Origin of the sequence: Acinetobacter sp. CIP 102637 (assembly GCF_000368425.1) — a bacterium.
Taxonomy (GTDB): domain Bacteria; phylum Pseudomonadota; class Gammaproteobacteria; order Pseudomonadales; family Moraxellaceae; genus Acinetobacter; species Acinetobacter parvus.
In genome coordinates, this window is the sequence record NZ_KB849435.1 from 1,471,758 (window position 1) to 1,493,493 (window position 21,736).

Sequence of the window (21,736 nt, forward strand, 5' to 3'; positions counted from 1 at the left end):
ATGACCCAGCAGGACTCAGGACAAAACCCTAAATATAATAATGTGAATCCGAATAGTAAGTTTTTTAAACTATTCCTCGCCTATGATATTTTCATGGTCTTTATTATTGTTTTCAATCTATTCTGTCTGGGCATGAACTTTTTCCTTATGAGCAACATTGGGGAATGGTTTTTCAACACTATCCATCTTCCCAGTGTCCTTGAGTTCTATCGTACATATTTACATCCCTGGGTGATTACCACTGAAGCATGGTTTATTATTTTTTTAATCACTGAGCTGGCGGTACGCTGGCTACTCTCAATTGTGCAAAAACATCATGCACGCTGGTGGTTCTTTCCCTTTATCCACTGGTATGAGATTCTGGCCATCATTCCACACCTGCGTTTTTTGCGCTTATTTCGTGCAGGTATCATCGCCTACCGTTTATATGAACTTGGCTACAAGGTCATCCCAGACAATATCCGCATTAAGGCGATGTTTTATTACAGTGTGATCATGGAAGAACTGTCTGACCGTGTGGTGATCACCGTGATTGATGGTATAAGACACGAACTTGAAACCAGCTCCACGCACAAAAAGATTATCCACGACCTGGTTGATCATCATCGTGAATTGTTTACAATCACGCTTTCCTCCATGCTACAGGAATCGCTAGCCAAGGCATTACAGCAGCAACAGCCTGTGATTACTCAGAAAGTGGGTATCATCGTTAATCAGGCGATTGAGGATACACCTGAGCTGACACAACTGCTGCGTTTGATTCCAATTGTCGGGGGGCGGATTGAACAGCAGATTCAGAGTATTGGACAACGTCTGGGTGAGAATATCAGTGCGGGTTTAATTGAGCCATTTACAGCAGGTTCCCTACATCGCCCCAATGAAAACTATCAACTTATCGCAGAAAAGGTCAGTGCACTGAACATTGACAACCAATATCTGGAAGAGCTGGTGGAATCGGTGGTATTTGAAAGCCTTGAAGCAATACGAAAGCAGGTCAAGATCAAACAATGGCAGCAAACTTTGCAGGAATACGATCAATTGGATAAAAAATCAGAAAGTTGACAAGAAAATTTACCAATCACGCTAGAGAATTACTGTAATTTGTTCTAGCATTTGCTCTTATTTACAACATATGCAGGGCATTGCCCTTAGGGTCTGTTGACATTTCACCTTGCGAGCTTTCAGCTCTCATTGCGACAGAGGACATTTTTTAGACGATACAAGGCGTGGCTTATGCAATTTAGTCATTCTAAATAAATAAGACATAACGCCGTAGCGGCAAAAAATGTCCCTGTCCCGCAGGGTTATGGCTAAAACTTCCCTAAACTGCGTTATGAAACTTGACAAGGGGATCGCCATTGCCTACGTTTCATGCCTTGTTTATGTCGTTTTAGCCGATAACGCAATGCATGGCTGAAATATCAACAGACCCTATACAATAGAGTGCTTAAAAAGCCCTGAAGGATAAATTATGGCTGATATACGGATTACGGGCAGAATGGTGAATTTTAGTCGACTGACTTTCGACACAAATGACCATGCTGCAATCCGACAGCAACTGACAAGCACACTCAATGAGGGTTCTTATTTAGGGACTTTAGTCATTATTGACAGTACCGTCGAGCAAGAGCTGATTGCCCTGATCCAACTGTTAATTGATTTGGGTTTACAGCCAATGGCGGTGATCGATGGTATCTTGGGGGATGAGGCACGCGCAATCCAGTTCCCTGTTTTGCCTACCGATCAGCCCTTGCAACGCATCAAGGCCTCTAAAGAGCAGGTCGTTGACCATGCACCTGAAAAAACAGTCGATAGCACTGCAATACAAACACCACAAAAAAACACATCGGTTACCCATGTCACCTCATATCATGATGAGATTTTGCGTACAGGTCAGTCTTTGGTACAGGATCAGGGCGATATTATCCTGAATGCTGGCATGAATAGTGGATCAGAAGTGATTGCATCTGGAAATATTCACATCTATGGCAATGCCCGTGGTAGAGTCATTGCAGGCGCAGGTGGACATGGCTCAGCACGTATTTTCTGCAATTCTCTGGAAGCGGAACTGATCTCGATTGCAGGAACCTATTGTGTGGCGGATGATATCCCCAAAGATATGATCAAAAAACCTGTACATATTTATTTAAATAACAAGCAAGAGCTTGAATTTGAACCCTTACAGTTTTAACTTAACTGATTAAGTCAAAAAAGCACCAAAAAGCCCTTTTAGGGGCGTATGACCATAAATAGGAGTGGATTCGGTGGCCAAAATTGTTGTCGTAACATCAGGCAAAGGTGGTGTAGGTAAAACTACAACAAGTGCAGCTTTTGCAACAGGTTTAGCCCTACGTGGTCATAAAACTGTTGTGATTGATTTCGATGTGGGTTTACGTAACCTTGATTTGATTATGGGCTGTGAACGCCGTGTGGTTTATGACTTTGTCAATGTCATCAATAATGAAGCCCGTCTGCAGCAAGCACTGATCCGTGATAAAGACATTGAAAACCTGTTCATTTTGCCTGCATCACAAACGCGTGATAAAGATGCGCTGAGTGATGAAGGTGTAGCGCGCGTCATCGACGAGCTTTCACAGGAATTTGACTACATTATCTGTGACTCTCCTGCGGGGATTGAACGTGGTGCGATTTTAGCCATGTACCATGCGGATGAAGCCATCATTGTCACTAACCCTGAGATTTCATCGGTTCGTGACTCTGACCGTATCATTGGTATGCTGGACAGCAAGACCAAAAAAGTCGAACAAAATGAAGGCCGTATCCGTAAGCACCTGTGTATCACACGTTTCAACCCTGAACGTGCAGATAAACAGGAAATGCTGACCATTGATGATATTTCTAAAGATATTTTACGTGTTCCAACTTTGGGCGTGATTCCAGAGTGTTCAAGCGTGCTACAGGCATCGAACGAAGGTAAACCTGTGATTCTTTATCCAGAAGCAAAGGCTGGACAAGCCTATGATGATCTGGTTGCTCGTTTCCTTGGCGAAGACCGTCCTTATCGACACATTGCAGTGCAACCAAAAGGTTGGTTGGCTAGACTATTTGGAGCGTAATTATGGCAGGATTCTGGAGTAAACTGTTTAGCGGTGATGAAAAACCATCAAGTGCACAAACGGCTAAAGATCGTTTAAAGGTCATTGTTGCATCTGAACAGGGCTTGGGTCGCCGTTTAGGGCAAGACAAACTTGATCAAATGAAGAAAGAAATCATGCAAGTGGTGAGTCGTTATGTGCGTGGTGTGGATGAACAGCATATCCAAATGCAGGTTCGTTCAGAAGCAAATATCGAAATGCTTGAGATGAATATCAATTTACCTGAAGAGCGATAGAAGTTTTTTCATTAGCGATTTTTCGCAAATAAAGGCAGAATACGTGAGTGGATTTGGAAAGCATTGCTTTTTCATCCACTTCAAAGATTTTGCCTTTATTGTTTTATAAAACTGAGGAGATTGTCATGGCATTATCACAGCCAGCAACTTTCAATGAAGAATGGTCAGATGAGCGTGTGTTTGCCTACCTCAACCAGCTTCCACCAGCGGGTGTAAATGCTGACTTCCATGTGCTCTATCATGCATTCAAGCATATGCGTCCACATGACTATGAGCGTTTGATTACCAAGTTTCTGGCAGATGGCCGTGACCTGAATGCGACCAATCCAGAGGGACAGCGCATCCATGATGTCATCGCACAGTATCCTCGCCAAAAAGAGGGCTTTCTGGAAGTTTTAGCGAAATTTGCTTAATAAAAAAGCCTGCATCATGCAGGCTTTTTTATTATATCTATTATTATCAATTGCCAATCAGATAAACACCCAATAAAGTGAATATTCCACCAGAAATGCCATCAATCCATTTGGCAAAGTTTTGGTATGCAGCTCTAAATGCGGGCAAGGAAAAAACAAAGGCAACCAATAAGAACCACAAGGCTGTCTCAATTGACACAATAATAAAAAGCAGGGAATGATGCTGGTCAAATAAAGGATTGGTTAAAAACAGTGAAAATACACTACCAAAGTAAATAATCGCCTTGGGATTGGACAGGTTGGTGAGCAGACCTTTCATAAAGAATAGATAAGGTGATTGAGGTAGGGCCATCTGTTTTACTGTTTCATCACCCTTTGAAAAGGCTGAGCGCAGCATCTGGAAACCGAGCCAGCATAAATACAGGCCACCTGCAATTAAAAGGCCCTGCTTTAGCCATGCCATCTTTTCAAAAATAATATTCAGCCCCATGAGTGCCAATAAAGACCACAACATCGCACCCAAACAAATACCGAGAACCACCAATACCGCATCTTTGCGGGAGCGACTAATTGCAGTTTGGGAAACTAAGAAAAAATCTGGACCAGGGGTAATCAATGCACAAAAATGAATAAAGATGAGCGTACATAATGCAACCCACATAGCCAAACCCAGTGTTAAAACCCTAAAGGTTTAGCTTAAATAAAAAACGTGATTATTACCATATAAAAACAAGAAAATAAAAACGACAAAGCCTCAGAATAGAGGCTTGGTTAATGGAATATGATCGTTAAACCAGAATATCCCGTTTGCCATTTGCTCCCATTGCACTGACAATCCCATTTTCTTCCATTTGATCAACAATACGGGCAGCACGATTATAGCCCAGACTAAATTTACGCTGGATAGATGAAGTAGATACTTTACGGGTTTCCAGTACAAAAGATACACACTGATCATATAATGCATCCCGACTTGGATCACCCTCTCCATCCTCAAAACCACGGGATGTTGGCTCTTCGTCAAATGGGGTCAGGATTTCATCAACATAATCAGGCTCACCACGTTCACGCCAAGCATCACAGATACGGTTGACCTCATCATCACTGATAAATGCACCATGTACACGTTCAGGTTCAATCTTCCCAGGTCCAAGGAACAGCATATCACCATGACCAAGCAGATCTTCTGCCCCGCCCGCATCAAGAATAGTACGTGAGTCAATTTTACTGTTTACACGCAGTGCCACACGGGTTGGGATATTGGCCTTAATCAGGCCTGTAATCACATCTACAGAGGGGCGCTGTGTCGCAAGTAGTAAATGAATGCCTGCCGCACGGGATTTCTGTGCCAAACGGGTAATCATCTCTTCAGCTTTTTTACCGACCTGCATGATCATATCAGCAAACTCATCGGCAACGATGACGATCGAAGGGAGTGGGGTCAATCGCGGTGCGCGCTCCCCCACAACCGAATCACTTGCTTTCCAGGTTGGATCAATCAGGTCCTCACCATTGGTAATCGCCTCTTCCACCTTGCGGTTGTAGTCACTAAGTTTACGGATTTTTAGGAATGACATTAGTTTGTAACGGCGTTCCATTTCATTCACACACCAGTTTAATGCACTGACAGCATCTTTCATGTCAGTGACTACTGGTGTTAATAAATGTGGAATATCATTATAGTTGGCCAATTCCAACTGTTTCGGGTCAATCAGGATCAGGCGCAACTGATCAGGTGTATATTTCAGCAACATCGAAAGGATCATCGAGTTGACCGCAACCGATTTACCCGAACCTGTAGTACCCGCAACCAGCATATGTGGCGCCTTGGCTAAATCAGTCAGTACAGGATTACCAGAAATATCCTTACCCATCGCCATACTAATTAAATTATTGGGATCACGATACGTTGGTGTTTCCAATAATTCGATCAAACGTACCATTTCACGGCTACTGTTCGGTACTTCAATGCCGATATATGGTTTCCCTGGAATTACCTCAACTACACGTACTGAAGCCATTGACATAGAACGCGCCAAGTCACGCGAAATATTGGTGACTTTGGATGCCTTAACCCCTGGTGCAAGATCAAGTTCAAAACGTGTGACCACTGGACCTGGCTGGGCTTCAATTACCTGTGCCTTGACGTTAAATTCCTGTAGCTTGATTTCCAGAAGCTCTGACAATCGGGCTAATTGTTCAGCAGTGAAGTTCACCTTTTTATTTGGATCAACATCATCCAGTAGTTCCAGACCTGGTAAGGTTGGCAAGTCACGGCGTTTCTGCGCCACTTGCATGGCACGGGACATTGGACGACCAAACGAATCGGTTAATGGCGCATCCAGATCAAAATCATCTTCAATATCCAGGTCTGCATCAGGTTCAGCCTTACCTGCGGTCTCCTGCCAGGCCTCAATAAAGGCTTCCTTGGAAAGTGTCTCTTTTGGTGCGGCGACCTCAATTGGCGCTTTTACAAAAGCAGAGGATTGAGCATAACTTGAAGCTTGAGGTCTTATATTTTCCTGCTCTTCATCAACAAGAAGATCGTTAAACTCATCAAACGCTTCACTTGTAGAACTGTGCTTCTCTTCCTGAACAACATTTTGAACTGAAGACGCATGTGGCTGGACTACAATGGTTTGTGCCGATTCTGCGATCAATGCCTCTATATCTGCTTCAAACTCCACCACATCCACTTGTTCATGAAAGTTTGAATGTGCTGGAACATCTTGCGTAAACGGCGTGTGCGTTGCAGTTTTATTATTTGGAACGGCAGCCAGCAACTCATCAAAAATTTGGTCATCATTCCAGTCTAAATTGCTACCGCTTTCTCTTTGCAAAGTAGGTTCAATCAGTTGAGACTGCATGGTATTGTAGGATGCCACATGCTGATCAGAATCATCGGCAGCCTTTAACAACGCATCAATCTCCTGTTTATGGCTGATATCATCGCTTTGCAGCGCACGCCATACCTCACCCGTCTGAATCAGGCGTTGGCTTTCCGCTTCCAGTTGATGTGCCTTTTGCAGGGTTTGTTCAAAATCCTCAATGACATGGGCTTCGTCTGACTGGACACTTTGCTGCTCTTTCGCAACCACATCCGCAAATAATCTTTCTGCCACCTGTTGATGATGTGTATCTTCCACTTTAGCTGTAGCAGTTTTATCATTCTGTACTAGATCAACTGCTTTCATCTCAGGGGGGCTGGTAACTGTAGCTTCTGCTTGCACTTTATTTTTAATGGCAGGTGTTTCTTTGGTCAATTGTTCAGTGAGGTCATAGGCCGACTCGGTCTGTGGTACATTTTTATAAAACAGGTCCTGCAAATAAGCGGGCGTATTTTTCAATGTCACCCAGGTTTTGTCCCACTGGATTCCAAATGCCAAGGTAATCAATACAATGCCAAATATCAGTAAGAATAAGGTTGCCCCATAAATCGTCAGCAACTGCGATAAACTCTGTCCCAGCTCATAACCGATAATGCCACCCGCCGCATTTTCCAGCGTGTCGGCTGGCATATTCCAGTGTAAATACAACAGGGTTGATAACGATAAAATCAGGAAAAACTGGGCCGCATAACGAAACGGGCGATTTAGAAAACTTCTTGGCCACCAGACCTGAATCGCTTCCATAAACAGGAATAATGGAATCAGCAGGCTGGCCCAGCCTAGAAAGCCAAACAACAGGTCCGCAATCCAGGCACCTGCCACCCCACTGGCGTTGGAAACCTGCTGGGTATCACTGGAGATATGCATCCATCCTGGATCAAATGGTGTATAAGTCACTGTGGCAAGAAATAGGTAAATGCCAAAAGAAATCAAAAATAATGTCATTAAAAAGCGTTGTGCATAAACACTTGACACCGCAGTCATATACAGTCCTGTAACCCAATTCATTTATCATTAGAATTAATGAAGTTCATCAAGAATCTTCAATCAATACGCTCTCTATTATGCACCCGTTCTTACAAAAAAGATGCACGATTGTTTAATGTTGTTGTTAACATCGTGGGCGTGTTGACTTTATCGCAAAGCGCTGGCGAAATATCAACAGCCCCATTGATGATATAGCCCAATTCGATTAAGTATATCAATATTATCCAACCCACTCCCCTGTGGATTCACGTATAATTTTAATAGTTTCAATATAAAAAGGATGTTCTTTAATGAGCGCTCGTCACTCACGGTTAATTATTTTGGGTTCTGGTCCTGCAGGTTATAGCGCGGCAGTTTATGCAGCGCGTGCCAACCTCAAGCCGACCCTGATTGCTGGTTTGCAACTTGGTGGACAGTTGACAACGACCACCGAAGTGGATAACTGGCCAGGTGACCCAGAGGGATTAACTGGTCCTGTATTGATGGAACGCATGCAAGCTCATGCAGAACGTTTCGGTACAGAAATTGTCTATGATCACATCAACGAAGTAGATCTTAAAACGCGTCCATTTGTCTTAAAAGGCGACATGGAAGAATACACCTGTGATGCGCTGATTATTGCTACAGGTGCAACAGCACAATATTTGGGTCTTGAATCTGAAGCTGCATTTATGGGTCAAGGTGTAAGTGCTTGTGCAACTTGTGATGGTTTCTTCTATAAAAACCAGAATGTCATGGTTGTGGGTGGTGGTAACACTGCGGTTGAGGAAGCGCTTTATCTTTCAAACATTGCGGCGCATGTAACGCTGGTACACCGTCGTGACAGCCTGCGTTCCGAAAAGATTTTACAAGACCATTTATTTGCCAAAGAAAAAGAAGGCAAGATCAGTATCATCTGGAACCATCAGGTTGATGAAGTGCTTGGTGACAAGACGGGTGTAACTGCTGTGCGTATCAAGTCAACCCAGGATGCCAGCACACAGGATGTTCAGGTTCAGGGCCTGTTTGTTGCGATTGGCCATAAACCAAATACCAGCATGTTTGATGGTCAGCTTAACCTGCGTGATGGTTATATTCAGGTTCAAAGTGGTACTTCGGGTAATGCAACGGCAGCTTCCATTGAGGGTGTATTTGCGGCGGGTGATGTAGCGGATAGCGTTTATCGTCAGGCCATTACCTCGGCAGGTTCAGGCTGTATGGCTGCATTAGATGCTGAGAAGTATCTTGATAATTTAAACTAATTTACATTAAGTTTAAAAAGCCACCATTTTTATGGTGGCTTTTTTTGTTAAATGATATATATAATCAAAAACATGGCTTTATTTAACAACAATTATATTTTGGATGAATACATGACAACAACATGGACCAATGGCTACCAAACTGAAGTCAATTACACCTATGGATATTATCGTGATCTTAGCCCTAACTTCCAAAAATTCTGTTTACTTTTAAATGGGATAGATAGTCCAGATATTCAGACAAATCAAACACATTGTGAACTTGGCTTTGGGCAAGGTGTCAGCATCAACATACATGCAGCAAGTACTGATGCCAATTTTTATGGTACTGACTTTAACCCTGCACATGCAGCTCATGCCAACCAATTAGCACAACATAGCCAAACTAAGCCTTATTTTTTTGATGATAGCTTTGAAGAATTATTAAATCGAAATGATTTACCCATGTTTGATTCAATTAGCCTACATGGAATATGGAGCTGGATAAGCTATGAAAACCAACACATCATTTTGAAATTCATTCGTAAATATTTAAAACCCAATGGTATTGTCTATATCAGTTATAACTGCGTGACAGGTTGGGCTGCCAATATGCCTATACGCGAGTTATTTCATAGTCATTTTAAATTTAATAGCAAAAGTACAAACCCACTGCAAAAAGTAAATGAAGCATTAAATTTTAGCGAAGAACTACTTAAACAAAATCCAATCTTTGCTCAAAGAAATCCCAATGCTTTGCAAAAAGTAATCGATCTCAAACAACAAAATCCAAATTACTTAATTCATGAATATTTGAATCAAGATTGGCAATGCTTTTCATTTCAGCAAGTAGTCAGAATCCTAGATGAAATTAAATTATCTTATGCTGGGTCTACAGACTTAGGAACGCATCTAGATAACATTAATTTTTCAGAAGAACATCAGCAATTTCTAAATGCGATTGAACACCCGATTTTCAAAGAACAGTGCCGAGATTATTTTGCCAACACACAATTTAGACGGGATTTATTTATTCGAGGCAAGAATAATTTAACCCCATTACAAGTCCAAGCAAAACTCCGAAAAACAGCATTTGTGCTTCTAACAGCCAAAGAGCAATTACCGAGTAGCATTACAGGACTATTGGGGACATTCAATTTGATAGAGGAAATTTATCAACCAATTGGCAATCGATTTGCTGAAGTTAACTATCAACCGCTCACTATTGCAGATTTAGAAGCTAGTTTTCCCGAGCTTCACTATGCAAAAATCTTAAATGCGCTCGTTATCCTGTGCCATCTTGGACTAGCTCAACCATGTCAAAATAATGAACCATCTCAAAAAATGTTCGAGCATTGCCATAATCTGAATCATTACATTTTAAAACAAGCGAGTTTTCATCAAAACTATGGTGTTTTAATTAGTCCAATCACAGGCATTGGTATACCGACTGAACATTTTCATCAATTATTTTATCGCGCTCACTTTATAGAGGGTTTAACGACTGCAACAGATTTTGCTTACTATGTGCAAGATGTCATCCAACAGCTTGGGTGGTTAGTTTTAGATAAAGATGGTCAAATGGTTTCAGATCAAGTTAAAAGCATTGAAATTATCCAATCTAAAGCCCAAATATTTTTAGAAAGTAAGAAGTTGGAAATCGCGAAACAATTGCGTTTATTTAATTAAATACTGATGATCGAATGGCGAAGTACTATATTTGCCATTCGACCTTTCTTAGATTAGTTTAATCTGAATCCTTTCCATATTCATTTTATTATGCATCAACTTCCACCCTCTCAATATATTTTTCCTGATCCTATTGAAGCTGATCCCGAGGGTCATGGTTTCATCTGCATTGGTGCTGACCTATCTCCATCGACTTTATTTGAAGCCTATACACACGGATTATTTCCCTGGTTTAATGAAGACGAACCCATTTGCTGGTGGAGTCCTGAACCACGCTGCATTATTCAGCCACACTCCTATAAACCTAGCAAATCCTTGCTGCGAAATATGAAAAAGCATGACTATCGCATTAGCATCAATCACGCCTTTGAAGATGTGATTCGTTCCTGCTCGCTGCCCCGTAGCTATGCCAATGAAACCTGGATTAGTGAAGATATAATCGAAGGCTATTGTTCTCTATTTAAGGCGGGTTATGCCTATAGTGTTGAAGTCTGGCAACAGGACAAACTGGTTGGTGGCTTGTATGGAGTCACCATCGGCAAAGGCTGTTTTGGTGAGTCCATGTTTAGCACCGAAACTGATGTTTCCAAGATGGCTTTCTACACCCTGATGCTGATTGGACAGGAAAATCAGTTGCCTTGGATTGACTGCCAACTGGTTAACGATCATCTCCTGAGTCTGGGAGCCAGTACAATTTCTCGCCAGACATATCTAAAATCGTTACAAGATGTAATTATTGCCCCCCCTATCAATTGGAAAAACTATCAGGAACGTGTATTTTCAAGTAAAACAATAGCAGTTAATGCAAAATTAGACGGTTAATGGACGAACACCTTGGAGGGACAGATTCATGAAATCATACCAACCCAAGTCCCTTTTAAATGACTTACAGTATTACATCACGCCACCGCACGACTGTAGTTACCTCGATAACAAGTCCGCGCGCATGGTGTTTCTGGACCCGATTCATCGGATTGATGTCGTCACCTTATCTGAACTTTCCCGTGTCGGTTTTAGGCGTAGTGGTGATTTTGTCTATCGACCAGAATGCCACTTATGTCGCCAATGTTTATCTTGTCGCGTTCCGATTCAAGAATTTAAAATGAATAGTAGCCAGAAGAAAGCATGGAAACGTAATCAAGATTTAAAAATGAGTATTTTGCCAACTTCGCAAGCCAGTCAACAGCATTATGATTTGTATGAGCGTTATATCAATGAACGCCATGCAGATGGCGATATGTATCCAGCAACATTAGATCAGTTTGAAAAATTCCTCATTCACAGTTGCACAGAAAGTTTTTTCATCGAATTATGGAAAGACCAAAAATTAATTGGTGTTTCAACCTGTGATTTAATGGATGATGGTTTATCTGCAGTTTATACTTTCTTCGATCCAGATGAACAACGTCGCTCCTTGGGCGTATTTGCGATTCTTAAGCAAATCGAATACGTTAAAACGCTGAATCTTGATTATCTCTACCTCGGCTATTGGGTGCCGCATTCATCCAAGATGAATTACAAATCCCAGTATACCCCGCTTGAGTTGCTGCTTGATGGACAATGGCGCAGACTTAACCGCCCACTCTCTGACAACGAAATCCAGCAACTTGGAAACTCATTGATGAGCACACTTCCATCTGAATGGAATAACCTGATTATTAAATAGCCTTATTGAAATAAGGCTGCAAAATCATCGGTGCATGTCTTGACCATAATCACGGCATGCTCCTTTGAACCATCAATATTTGGATAATAATTTTTTCGTAGATCAATCTGATGAAAACCTGTTTTTTCATATAGGTGAATTGCAGGAATATTACTTTCACGCACTTCCAGAAAAATCTGAACTGGATTGTTCTTTAACTGTTGAATTGAATAATCTAGCAACTCGTATCCAAAACCTTTGCCCTGTTGGTTTGGATGAATCGCCATCAGTAATAAATTGGCCTCATCTAGAACAGGCTGCAAAATACAAAAACCCACCACCTGATTGGCTTTTTCATAAACAGTACATTGGTAGGAGGTCAAGGATTCCTGAAACTGCTGTCTGGACCAGGGATGTGTTTGTACCAACCGCTCAATCTCAGCTACACGGTCTATATCACTTTCCTGCATCAATCGAATCACGGACTGTTACCTTATAAAATGCTGGTGCAGATTATCAGCAATTTAATGCAAAATTTGAATAAAAAAATGGGCAATTTTGCTTGCCCATTTTCTATTTATCATTAATTCAGGTTAAAACCCAGTTCAGCACGCCACTTATTTAACAGTTCAGTAGTATCATCATCATTTGGATGGAATTTAGGTTTTAAAAAAGCAAGCAATGTAGGAATCTGGCGCGTCATAAAACCTTTATAGCCATACATGAACTTGAGCATATATTTGGTATCTCGCCATGTAAGTTTGCCATCAGTTTTTAAAAGAGTCGCAGTGAAATATGACTGGGTAATAAAAATTAAACCCATTGCAATCACTAAAGCTAATGAACGCATAAAATAAGCTTTAAATCCTTGCCCATACATTGCTTCATAAACGTCAAATACCACCGCTTTATGCTCATTTTCTTCAACTGCATGCCACATCCATAAATGGTACATGGTCTCATCCATAAACATGGATTGAATATCTGGGTTAGACAATAATTCTTCAGCAATCGTTGATGTAAAATGTTCCAAGGCACAAGTACCCGTTAAACCAATCATCTCTTTTGTAAAACCAAATCGTTTTAATAATTTAGTACTTATAGCAACGCCATACTGAATCACTTTACCTGTTTGTTCCTCCAATTTGCGCACATCATAACCATAAGCTTGAGCAGCTGCATTAAAAGCCAAGTGTTCCTTTGAATGCATTGCTTCTTGTCCAATAAAAGCACTAATTTCTTTTTGTAATCGAGGATCAGCAAGTTTTGGATCATTTCTAACTGCACGGGTGCTATTCACAAAAAATTGTTCGCCCTCTGGAAACAGTGCTGAAAGTGCAGTCATAAAATGAGTTAAAGCAGCATCTCCATTTGCCCAATAACGTGGCACTTCGCCAAATTCAAAATCCATTCGGCGTACAGGAAAACTAGCGCCAGCGCGGTTTGAAATATTGACTTTAGCATTCATACTTTCTTCTCCTACTCAATGGATATATTTGCTTAAAAATTATCTATGGTTTATTTATACGCTTCTTTGAACGTATTAAATAAGTGCAGATAAGGTCAGAAAAGCATCATCTTAGGACATGTCAGTATGATTTAAAAAAGTCTATTCAATGTAATATTCAAAATTAAAAAGAGCAATTTTATTGCTCTTTTTACATAGGGTTAGCTAATGGAAGTTTTAAGTTAAAAACCTAATTTCGCCTTCCAATCTTTAAGTAATTGTACGGTATCTAAATCATTTGGATGAAAACGTGGTCTAAAGTAAGCCAACATTTCACCCGCCATACCTGTAATAATCCCTTTTGATGGACTATAAGCATATTTGTAAATCATGCCTAATTCTTTCAGATTTAGTTTTTTATCTTGTTGAAGTAGCCGTAAAGTAAAATAAGATTGAAGAATAAAGATTAAAGCCATAGCAAATACAAGTGCTGTAGTACGTAAACTATATGCTTTCAATCCAGTTCCAAATACTGACTCATAGACATCGTAAGCCACTGCTTTATGTTCATTTTCTTCAACTGCATGCCAGAACCACATATATGACATAGTCTCATCTGTCATTAAATCTTGGATGTGTTTATTGCGTAATAATTCAGAGGCAATCGTTGCAGTAAAATGTTCTAGCGCTGTTGTCGCCGTTAGATCAACCATCTCTCTGGTCATACCAAAGGGCTTGACGATTTTTGAAAAATTCTTAAGTGCAAATTGGATATACCGTCCCGTAATCTGCTCTAAAGATCTAACATCATGACCATACTTTTGTGCAGAAGCATTAAAATTCACATGCTCTTGAGTGTGCATTGCTTCTTGACCAATAAAAGCACTGATTTCTTTTTGTAGTTCTGCATTATCTTTAATAGTTGGGTGATAACGTACAGCACGTACAGCATCATTGACTTCCTCCCCTCGCTAAACCGAGGGGATTCCTACAGCTAGACGGTCAAGCCCGACCGCAAATCTTAGAGTTGGCTACCGCCTTGCAAGTCACACCTTGCGTCTAAGATTCTCATTTCAATACTGACTCTACTGTTAAGATTGTCTATTGACACGAGCCAGCTTGAGAGTGTGTTTGTTGAACCATCTACCAGTTAAGAAACTGCGTACTCGCAATTTAACTGTCCTAGCTGTTTTTTGTAGATGGTTTGATTTAACAGATGCTTCATTCTAGCAATTATGTCACCTTATATCCACCCCCTGAAGTGGGTGGTTTTACGGCGACTGGTGATAAATAATTTCTCGCCATCTGGAAATAATGCAGACAAACCAGTCATGAAATGAGTTAAGCCAGCCGAACCATCCATCCAATATTCTGGTACTTGATCAAAATCAAAATTCATCCGACGTACTGGAAAACTTGCACCTGCACGATTTGAAATATTTACTTTAGCATTCATGCTGCTGACTCCTTTTAAATGGAAAATTTCCATTTACTACTTTTATTCATTTTCTTGTGTTTATATTACGGTTTTATTGCGATGAATTAAGTGCAGTTTAGGACAGCAAGGTATCAGTTTAGGACATGAGGAGGAAAATTTAATTAAGTATTAAATTTTTCGACGCAAGAGAGAAAAAGGATGATGAGTGAAATCATTTTTCTCGACGCAAGGAAACTTTGTCTAGCAATAGACATAAAAAAAACACCCCAAAGGGGTGTTTTTTTATCACTCTAGGCGATTATGCAGTTACTTTAGCAACAACACCAGCACCTACAGTACGACCACCTTCACGGATTGCAAAACGTAGACCTGGGTCCATTGCGATCGGGTGGATTAACTCTACTGACATTTCTACGTTGTCACCAGGCATAACCATTTCTACGCCATCTTGTAGTTTGATCGCGCCAGTTACGTCAGTTGTACGGAAGTAGAACTGTGGACGGTAACCGTTAAGGAATGGAGTGTGACGACCACCCTCTTCTTTAGAAAGTACGTATACTTCCGCATCGAATTTGGTGTGTGGCTTGATTGTACCTGGTTTAGCAAGTACCTGACCACGTTGTACATCTTCACGCTTAGTACCACGTAGAAGAACACCACAGTTCTCGCCCGCACGACCTTCGTCAAGAAGTTTACGGAACATTTCAACGCCAGTAACTGTAGTCGTTTGAGTATCACGGATACCAACGATTTCAACAGATTCACCAACTTTAACGATACCAGCTTCAACACGACCTGTTACCACTGTGCCACGACCAGAAATTGAGAACACGTCTTCGATTGGCATCAAGAATGGTTTATCGATTGCACGCTCTGGTTCTGGAATGTAAGAGTCAAGCGCTTCTACAAGTGCAAGAACTGATTTCTCACCATATTCGCCATCATTGCCGTTCAATGCTTGAAGCGCTGAACCACGGATGATTGGAGTGTCATCACCTGGGAAGTCATAAGTAGAAAGAAGTTCACGAACTTCCATTTCTACTAATTCAAGTAATTCTTCATCATCAACAAGGTCACACTTGTTTAAGAATACGATGATGTAAGGTACACCTACCTGACGAGAAAGCAGGATGTGTTCACGAGTTTGTGGCATTGGACCATCAGTCGCAGCACATACAAGGATCGCGCCATCCATCTGAGCAGCACCAGTGATCATGTTTTTAACATAATCGGCGTGGCCTGGGCAGTCTACGTGAGCGTAGTGACGGATTGGAGAATCGTATTCTACGTGTGATGTATTAATGGTAATACCACGTGCTTTTTCTTCAGGAGCTGAGTCGATTTGTGAGTAATCTTTCGCTTCACCGCCGTAAGTTTTTGCACAGATAGTTGCAATCGCAGCAGTTAAAGTTGTTTTACCATGGTCAACGTGACCAATTGTACCCACGTTTACGTGTGGTTTATTACGTTCAAACTTGGCTTTAGCCATGATGATCTTCCTTTATAAACTGCTCATGAGGGTCGCCCATGAGCACTTGGTTTTTTAACTAAATTTTAGTTGGGTAATATAGTAATCGAAAGATTACTCGTCGTCACCTTTTTTACCGCCAGCTTGGAACTTAGCGATGATGCCTTCAGCCACGTTACGTGGAGTTTCAGCATATTTAGCAAATTCCATCGAGTATGTCGCACGACCTTGAGACATAGAACGCATTTGAGTCGCGTAACCAAACATCTCAGCCAATGGAACTTCTGCTTTAATTGCTTTAGTTCCACCAGGAAGATCGTCCATACCTTGAACCATACCACGACGACGGTTTAAGTCACCCATGATATCGCCCATGTAGTCTTCTGGAGTTTCCACTTCAACTTTCATGATTGGCTCAAGAAGAACAGGGTCTGCTTTCATGAAACCATCACGGAATGCATAAGAACCTGCCATTTTGAACGACAATTCATCAGAGTCGACATCATGGTAAGAACCATCAAACAATGTCGCCTTAATACCCACAACAGGGTAACCAGCCAAGACACCATTCTTCATGCGTTCCTGAATACCTTTATCAACCGCACCGAAGAATTCTTTAGGTACAGTACCACCTACAACTTCTTCAGCGAATTGATATTCTTTACCAGCTTCTTCAACATCCATAGGCTCTAAACGAACATATACATGACCGAATTTACCTTTACCACCTGTTTGACGAACAAACTTACCTTCTTGCTCAACAGTCTTTTTGATTGTTTCGCGGTAGGCAACCATTGGTTTACCAATGTTCGCTTCAACACCGAATTCACGCTTCATACGGTCAACGATGATGTCAAGGTGAAGTTCACCCATACCAGCAATAATTGTTTGACCAGATTCTTCATCTGTACGAACGCGGAACGATGGATCTTCTTTCGCCAAACGACCTAAAGCGATAGACATTTTTTCCTGGTCAGCTTTAGTTTTTGGTTCAACAGCCAATGAAATTACTGGCTCTGGGAATTCCATACGTTCAAGTGTAATGATGTTTTTCTCATCACATAATGTATCACCCGTAGTAACGTCTTTAAGACCAACACACGCTGCAATATCACCTGCACGGATTTCTTCAAGGTCTTGACGCTCGTTCGCGTGCATTTGCACGATACGGCCAATACGTTCACGCTTAGACTTAACAGGGTTATAAACTGGATCACCTTGTTTAAGAACACCAGAATAAACACGTACGAAAGTTAAGTTACCTACGAACTTATCGTTCATGATTTTGAACGCAAGTGCAGAGAACGGTGCTTCGTCAGATGCTTCACGAGATGCTTTAGTTTCATCTTTATCGTCAAGAATACCTTCAATCGCTTTAACTTCTGTTGGAGAAGGCAAGAATTGAATGACAGCATCCAACATACGTTGAACACCTTTATTCTTGAATGCAGAACCACAAAGCATGACTTGAATTTCAGATGCTAATGTACGAGCACGTAAACCAGCGATGATTTCTTCTTTAGAAAGATCACCTTCTTCTAGGTACTTGTCCATTAATTCTTCTGAAGCTTCAGCAGCAGCTTCAACCATCTTGGTACGCCACTCTTCAGCAGTATCAACGAGGTCAGCTGGAATATCGCCGTATTCAAACTTCATACCTTGAGATGCTTCATCCCAGATAATCGCTTTCATCTCGATCAGATCAACAACACCTGCAAACGTATCTTCAGCACCGATTGGCACAACGATAGGTACAGGATTACCACCTAAACGAGTTTTAACCTGCTCAACAGCACGGAAGAAGTTTGCACCTGTACGGTCCATCTTGTTGACGAATGCTAAACGAGGCACTTTATATTTGTTTGCCTGACGCCATACAGTTTCAGACTGAGGTTGTACACCACCTACAGCACAGTAAACCATGCACGCACCATCAAGAACACGCATAGAACGTTCAACTTCGATCGTGAAGTCTACGTGTCCCGGTGTATCAATTACGTTGATACGGTGTTGTTGAAATTGGTTAGCCATACCAGACCAGAAACAAGTTGTCGCAGCAGAGGTAATTGTAATACCACGCTCTTGCTCTTGTTCCATCCAGTCCATTGTTGCTGCACCGTCATGTACTTCACCAATTTTGTGAGATACACCTGTGTAGAACAAAATACGTTCAGTTGTAGTTGTTTTACCTGCGTCAATGTGCGCAGAGATACCGATGTTACGGTAATTACTAATTGGGGTTTGGCGAGCCATGATGTCTACATTCCTAAATGTTATATTTAAAACAGGACGCATCAATTAAATTGATGCGTACAAATATTCAAGCAGGCAACTTAAATACCCGCAAAGCCCCCACTTTGGTAGAGAGCGATGTTGAATCGAGCTGCGGTACGCATGAATATTCTCCTGATTAGGGACTGTTTTATCCGCTTAGAAACGGTAGTGAGAGAAGGCTTTGTTGGCTTCAGCCATACGATGCACGTCTTCACGTTTTTTGATCGCAGCACCTTTACCTTCAGCCGCATCTAGCAACTCACCAGCAAGACGTAAAGCCATCGTTTTTTCAGAACGCTTAGCAGCAGCATCTACTAACCAACGCATAGCCAAGGCAGTACGACGGGATGGGCGCACTTCCATAGGTACTTGATAAGTAGCACCACCAACACGGCGTGCCTTTACTTCAACCATAGGACGAACTTTCTCAAGAGTAGTCTCGAAAAATTCAACTGGGTCTACTTTGTTTTTTTCCTTAACACGTTCCAAAGCACCGTAAACGATGCCTTCAGCAACAGATTTTTTACCATCCTGCATAACGTGGTTCATGAATTTAGCGATTGTTTGGCTGCTAAATTTCGGATCTGGAAGGATCTCACGAGCAGCGACTACGCGACGTCTTGGCATTTTAATACACCTAATATTATGACACTTCAGGATGATCCAGCAGTTGTACTAAGTGTCGTGTACATGACGCTGGCCTTACTATACGTCGCCTGAATTACAAATCTATGAAGAATTCAAACAAGCGAAACGCTAAAGGATTACTTGGGCTATTTTCCTAGAATTACTTCTTAGGACGTTTCGCACCGTATTTAGAGCGTGACTGGTTACGATCTTTAACGCCAGCACAGTCCAAAGAACCACGAACGGTATGGTAACGTACACCTGGTAAGTCTTTAACACGACCACCACGGATAAGAACAACGCTGTGCTCTTGTAGGTTATGACCTTCACCACCGATGTAGCTAGACACTTCAAAACCAGAAGTTAAGCGAACACGGCAAACCTTACGCATTGCAGAGTTAGGTTTTTTAGGAGTAGTCGTATATACACGTGTACATACACCACGACGTTGTGGACAAGCCTTCAACGCAGGAACTTTTGATTTTTCAATCAAAGTTGTACGACCCTTACGGATCAACTGATTTGTTGTTGCCATTTGGCAATTCTCCCGTTATTAAACAACCTCAAAAAGAAAAACACCTCTTTTTGAGGGCACACAATTGTAAGCTAAGAAGTAAAAATGGTCAACATCGCACAATAGAGCAAATGCTGACCATTCCTAGTGTTTTTGTTGCGTTCTGATGTATGAATACATCATGAAACAAATTAGCTGTGTTTTTTTGAAGCTGGTTCCATCTCAATTGGTTTTTGTTCAGCCACAATTTCAGGTTCATCTTCTGTGATTATCTCATCCTGCTGTGCAGTCAAGGCAGGTTGTTGTTCAGCATGTTCATGCTCTTCAACATATTGGCTTGCCAGTTGCTGGATACCAGTTTTCACCTTTTCCTCCACAGATGGCTGATCGGCAGCATTTTCTTTTGCCCGAACATCAACATGGGTAATCACATCATTTTTAGTTGCTTCCGCTGTAGAGGGTTTTTGTGGTTCAGTTTCAATTGGATTTAACAGTTTTGGACTTGCCTTGCGAAGCAAGGCTTCGGCCTTGTAATAAGCAGCCAAAGGGGAAATCTTTTCATCTGGATGCTCATTTAAATAGAAACGTGCGGCACCAAATACGGACTGTGACTTATGGCCCACATCCTCAAGCAGTTTCCAGCTATAAAAGCTGCCCAATGCAGCACCCGCCACAGGAGTCAATTTTCCAATCACAGAGGCTTGGGGAATACGGTTGAGCCATCCCCACTTAAATTGTCCCTCATCATCAACTAGCCATTTCCTGATCATTTCAATATCGTTATTTGAACCCAACAATTGCTGGAACTGTTGCAGGTCATGGGTTTCCAGCATGGATTTCACGGCTTTCAATGTAAGTAGCAGGGTTTGCTTTTCCGCCACAAGGCTCAAATCAATTTCCTTGAAAATAAATGCAACAATTTCCTGGTCTGTGTCGCCATTGAGGTCAAAGCCATGGGAACGACCTGTTTGATATGCAGTTCTCAATGCCAGAACTATTGAGGCAGGAATGTCTATTGCCGCACCCCACACCCCTGTTGCACCTGTAATCAAACCCTGCGCCGCAGCCAAAAGCTTGTTCTGTTCAATCAGGGCCTGACTCAGACGCTGGGAGCGTCCTGTATCCCTGGTCAGTTCAGCAATCTCCTTTACCCCTGCCTCCTCAAGAATTTTTTCTGTTAAAGAGGTGTTTGAACTAAACTCATTTAGCCACTGAAACAGGTATTCAGAGACTTTTTCCCCAAGGTCTGGCGATATAAAGGTGGCGAAATTATTGACCCGCGTGTAATGACGACCCAGCAACTGGTTTGACAGTTTAGGCAATTGCTGGCGCAGCATCTGTTGTGGTGTTTCATACCTCTCCACCTCAAATGGAGGTTTGAAGCGGGCACTTCCCTCAATCACATTTGATGAATGGGCGAGTTCCGCTGCGGAAGTCGTTGGGGCAACCTGACGTTTTTGTAATTCTGAACTGAGCTTTTTAGCCACTCCAAAGGCCTGTGCCAATAAACCTGAAGATTGCTTATTTTGGGATTTTGTCATCAAATACCTCTGCTCTGTAATTGTGTGCATTTCTAGGTAGATACTAGGTTGAATATCTATTTATCTCAACTTTTATGTGTGTACTTTCATTACGTTTCGTCACAACATGACTGATATTTACTAATATTTACACAACTGGAAATAGGCATAAAATTTGCCATAAGAAATAAAAAACCTTTCTGCTATCATGGTGTCATTCACTTATAAGCTGTTTTAATCGTTATATTCTCCTG

Annotated in this window: 18 protein-coding genes and 2 pseudogenes; 9 read left to right on the plus strand and 11 right to left on the minus strand. The window is 41.6% G+C overall.

Annotated features, from left to right (window positions below; translation table 11 throughout):
• From F967_RS10080 to F967_RS10100, 5 genes are all read left to right on the plus strand, one after another.
• The gene (locus tag F967_RS10080; RefSeq protein ID WP_004799684.1) at nt 1-1,062 is read left to right on the plus strand and encodes a hypothetical protein; all 1,062 of its coding nucleotides are present in this window, start codon (nt 1-3) and stop codon (nt 1,060-1,062) included.
• Between the two features lie 409 nt (nt 1,063-1,471).
• The gene (gene minC, locus F967_RS10085) at nt 1,472-2,191 is read left to right on the plus strand and encodes a septum site-determining protein MinC (protein ID WP_004676589.1); all 720 of its coding nucleotides are present in this window, start codon (nt 1,472-1,474) and stop codon (nt 2,189-2,191) included.
• Between the two features lie 73 nt (nt 2,192-2,264).
• The gene (gene minD / locus F967_RS10090) at nt 2,265-3,077 is read left to right on the plus strand and encodes a septum site-determining protein MinD (RefSeq protein WP_004757381.1); all 813 of its coding nucleotides are present in this window, start codon (nt 2,265-2,267) and stop codon (nt 3,075-3,077) included.
• Between the two features lie 2 nt (nt 3,078-3,079).
• On the plus strand, nt 3,080-3,352 hold the full coding sequence (gene minE / locus F967_RS10095) for a cell division topological specificity factor MinE (protein WP_004676585.1): 273 nt from the start codon (nt 3,080-3,082) through the stop codon (nt 3,350-3,352).
• Nucleotides 3,353-3,477: 125 nt separating this feature from the next.
• Nucleotides 3,478-3,765: a PA4642 family protein gene (locus F967_RS10100; RefSeq protein WP_004676583.1), complete on the plus strand. Its 288-nt coding sequence runs from the start codon at nt 3,478-3,480 to the stop codon at nt 3,763-3,765.
• 46 nt (nt 3,766-3,811) lie between these two features.
• On the opposite strand, the gene rhtC is transcribed toward F967_RS10100, so the two are convergent.
• Both rhtC and F967_RS10110 read right to left on the minus strand, forming a co-directional pair.
• Entirely contained in the window at nt 3,812-4,426 is a 615-nt protein-coding gene (gene rhtC, locus F967_RS10105) for a threonine export protein RhtC (RefSeq protein ID WP_004799689.1), read from the minus strand.
• Between the two features lie 127 nt (nt 4,427-4,553).
• Nucleotides 4,554-7,637, minus strand: coding sequence for a DNA translocase FtsK (locus F967_RS10110; protein ID WP_004799691.1), 3,084 nt, complete (start codon nt 7,635-7,637; stop codon nt 4,554-4,556).
• A 293-nt stretch (nt 7,638-7,930) separates the two neighbouring features.
• On the opposite strand from F967_RS10110, the gene trxB reads away from it, so the two are divergent.
• From trxB to F967_RS10130, 4 genes are all read left to right on the plus strand, one after another.
• On the plus strand, nt 7,931-8,881 hold the full coding sequence (gene trxB / locus F967_RS10115) for a thioredoxin-disulfide reductase (protein ID WP_004761805.1): 951 nt from the start codon (nt 7,931-7,933) through the stop codon (nt 8,879-8,881).
• Between the two features lie 111 nt (nt 8,882-8,992).
• The gene (locus F967_RS10120; RefSeq protein ID WP_004757377.1) at nt 8,993-10,549 is read left to right on the plus strand and encodes a methyltransferase regulatory domain-containing protein; all 1,557 of its coding nucleotides are present in this window, start codon (nt 8,993-8,995) and stop codon (nt 10,547-10,549) included.
• Between the two features lie 90 nt (nt 10,550-10,639).
• A complete protein-coding gene (aat, locus tag F967_RS10125) occupies nt 10,640-11,371 on the plus strand; it encodes a leucyl/phenylalanyl-tRNA--protein transferase (protein ID WP_004682807.1) in 732 nt (243 codons plus the stop codon).
• A 28-nt stretch (nt 11,372-11,399) separates the two neighbouring features.
• Nucleotides 11,400-12,215: an arginyltransferase gene (locus F967_RS10130; protein ID WP_004682808.1), complete on the plus strand. Its 816-nt coding sequence runs from the start codon at nt 11,400-11,402 to the stop codon at nt 12,213-12,215.
• A 2-nt stretch (nt 12,216-12,217) separates the two neighbouring features.
• On the opposite strand, the gene rimI is transcribed toward F967_RS10130, so the two are convergent.
• The 9 genes and pseudogenes from rimI to F967_RS10175 all read right to left on the minus strand — a co-directional run bounded on the left by rimI (nt 12,218) and on the right by F967_RS10175 (nt 21,503).
• Nucleotides 12,218-12,676 carry a ribosomal protein S18-alanine N-acetyltransferase gene (rimI, locus tag F967_RS10135; protein ID WP_010589318.1) on the minus strand — a complete coding sequence of 153 codons (459 nt, stop codon included), beginning with the start codon at nt 12,674-12,676 and terminating at the stop codon, nt 12,218-12,220.
• 101 nt (nt 12,677-12,777) lie between these two features.
• Nucleotides 12,778-13,662, minus strand: a complete 885-nt coding sequence (locus F967_RS10140; RefSeq protein ID WP_004757375.1) for a metal-dependent hydrolase — start codon at nt 13,660-13,662, stop codon at nt 12,778-12,780.
• Nucleotides 13,663-13,883: 221 nt separating this feature from the next.
• Nucleotides 13,884-14,594: pseudogene (locus F967_RS10145) on the minus strand (metal-dependent hydrolase); the annotation flags it as partial.
• A 320-nt stretch (nt 14,595-14,914) separates the two neighbouring features.
• A pseudogene (locus tag F967_RS10150) lies at nt 14,915-15,097 on the minus strand (metal-dependent hydrolase); the annotation flags it as partial.
• 280 nt (nt 15,098-15,377) lie between these two features.
• Entirely contained in the window at nt 15,378-16,568 is a 1,191-nt protein-coding gene (gene tuf, locus F967_RS10155; RefSeq protein WP_004762323.1) for an elongation factor Tu, read from the minus strand.
• Nucleotides 16,569-16,661: 93 nt separating this feature from the next.
• On the minus strand, nt 16,662-18,800 hold the full coding sequence (fusA, locus tag F967_RS10160) for an elongation factor G (protein ID WP_004761810.1): 2,139 nt from the start codon (nt 18,798-18,800) through the stop codon (nt 16,662-16,664).
• A gap of 177 nt (nt 18,801-18,977) precedes the next feature.
• The gene (gene rpsG / locus F967_RS10165) at nt 18,978-19,448 is read right to left on the minus strand and encodes a 30S ribosomal protein S7 (protein ID WP_004799694.1); all 471 of its coding nucleotides are present in this window, start codon (nt 19,446-19,448) and stop codon (nt 18,978-18,980) included.
• Nucleotides 19,449-19,608: 160 nt separating this feature from the next.
• Nucleotides 19,609-19,983 (minus strand): 30S ribosomal protein S12, encoded by a 375-nt coding sequence (gene rpsL / locus F967_RS10170; RefSeq protein ID WP_004638184.1) that lies wholly within the window; start codon nt 19,981-19,983, stop codon nt 19,609-19,611.
• Between the two features lie 170 nt (nt 19,984-20,153).
• Nucleotides 20,154-21,503 (minus strand): EcsC family protein, encoded by a 1,350-nt coding sequence (locus F967_RS10175; RefSeq protein ID WP_004799696.1) that lies wholly within the window; start codon nt 21,501-21,503, stop codon nt 20,154-20,156.
• Nucleotides 21,504-21,736: the final 233 nt, after the last annotated feature.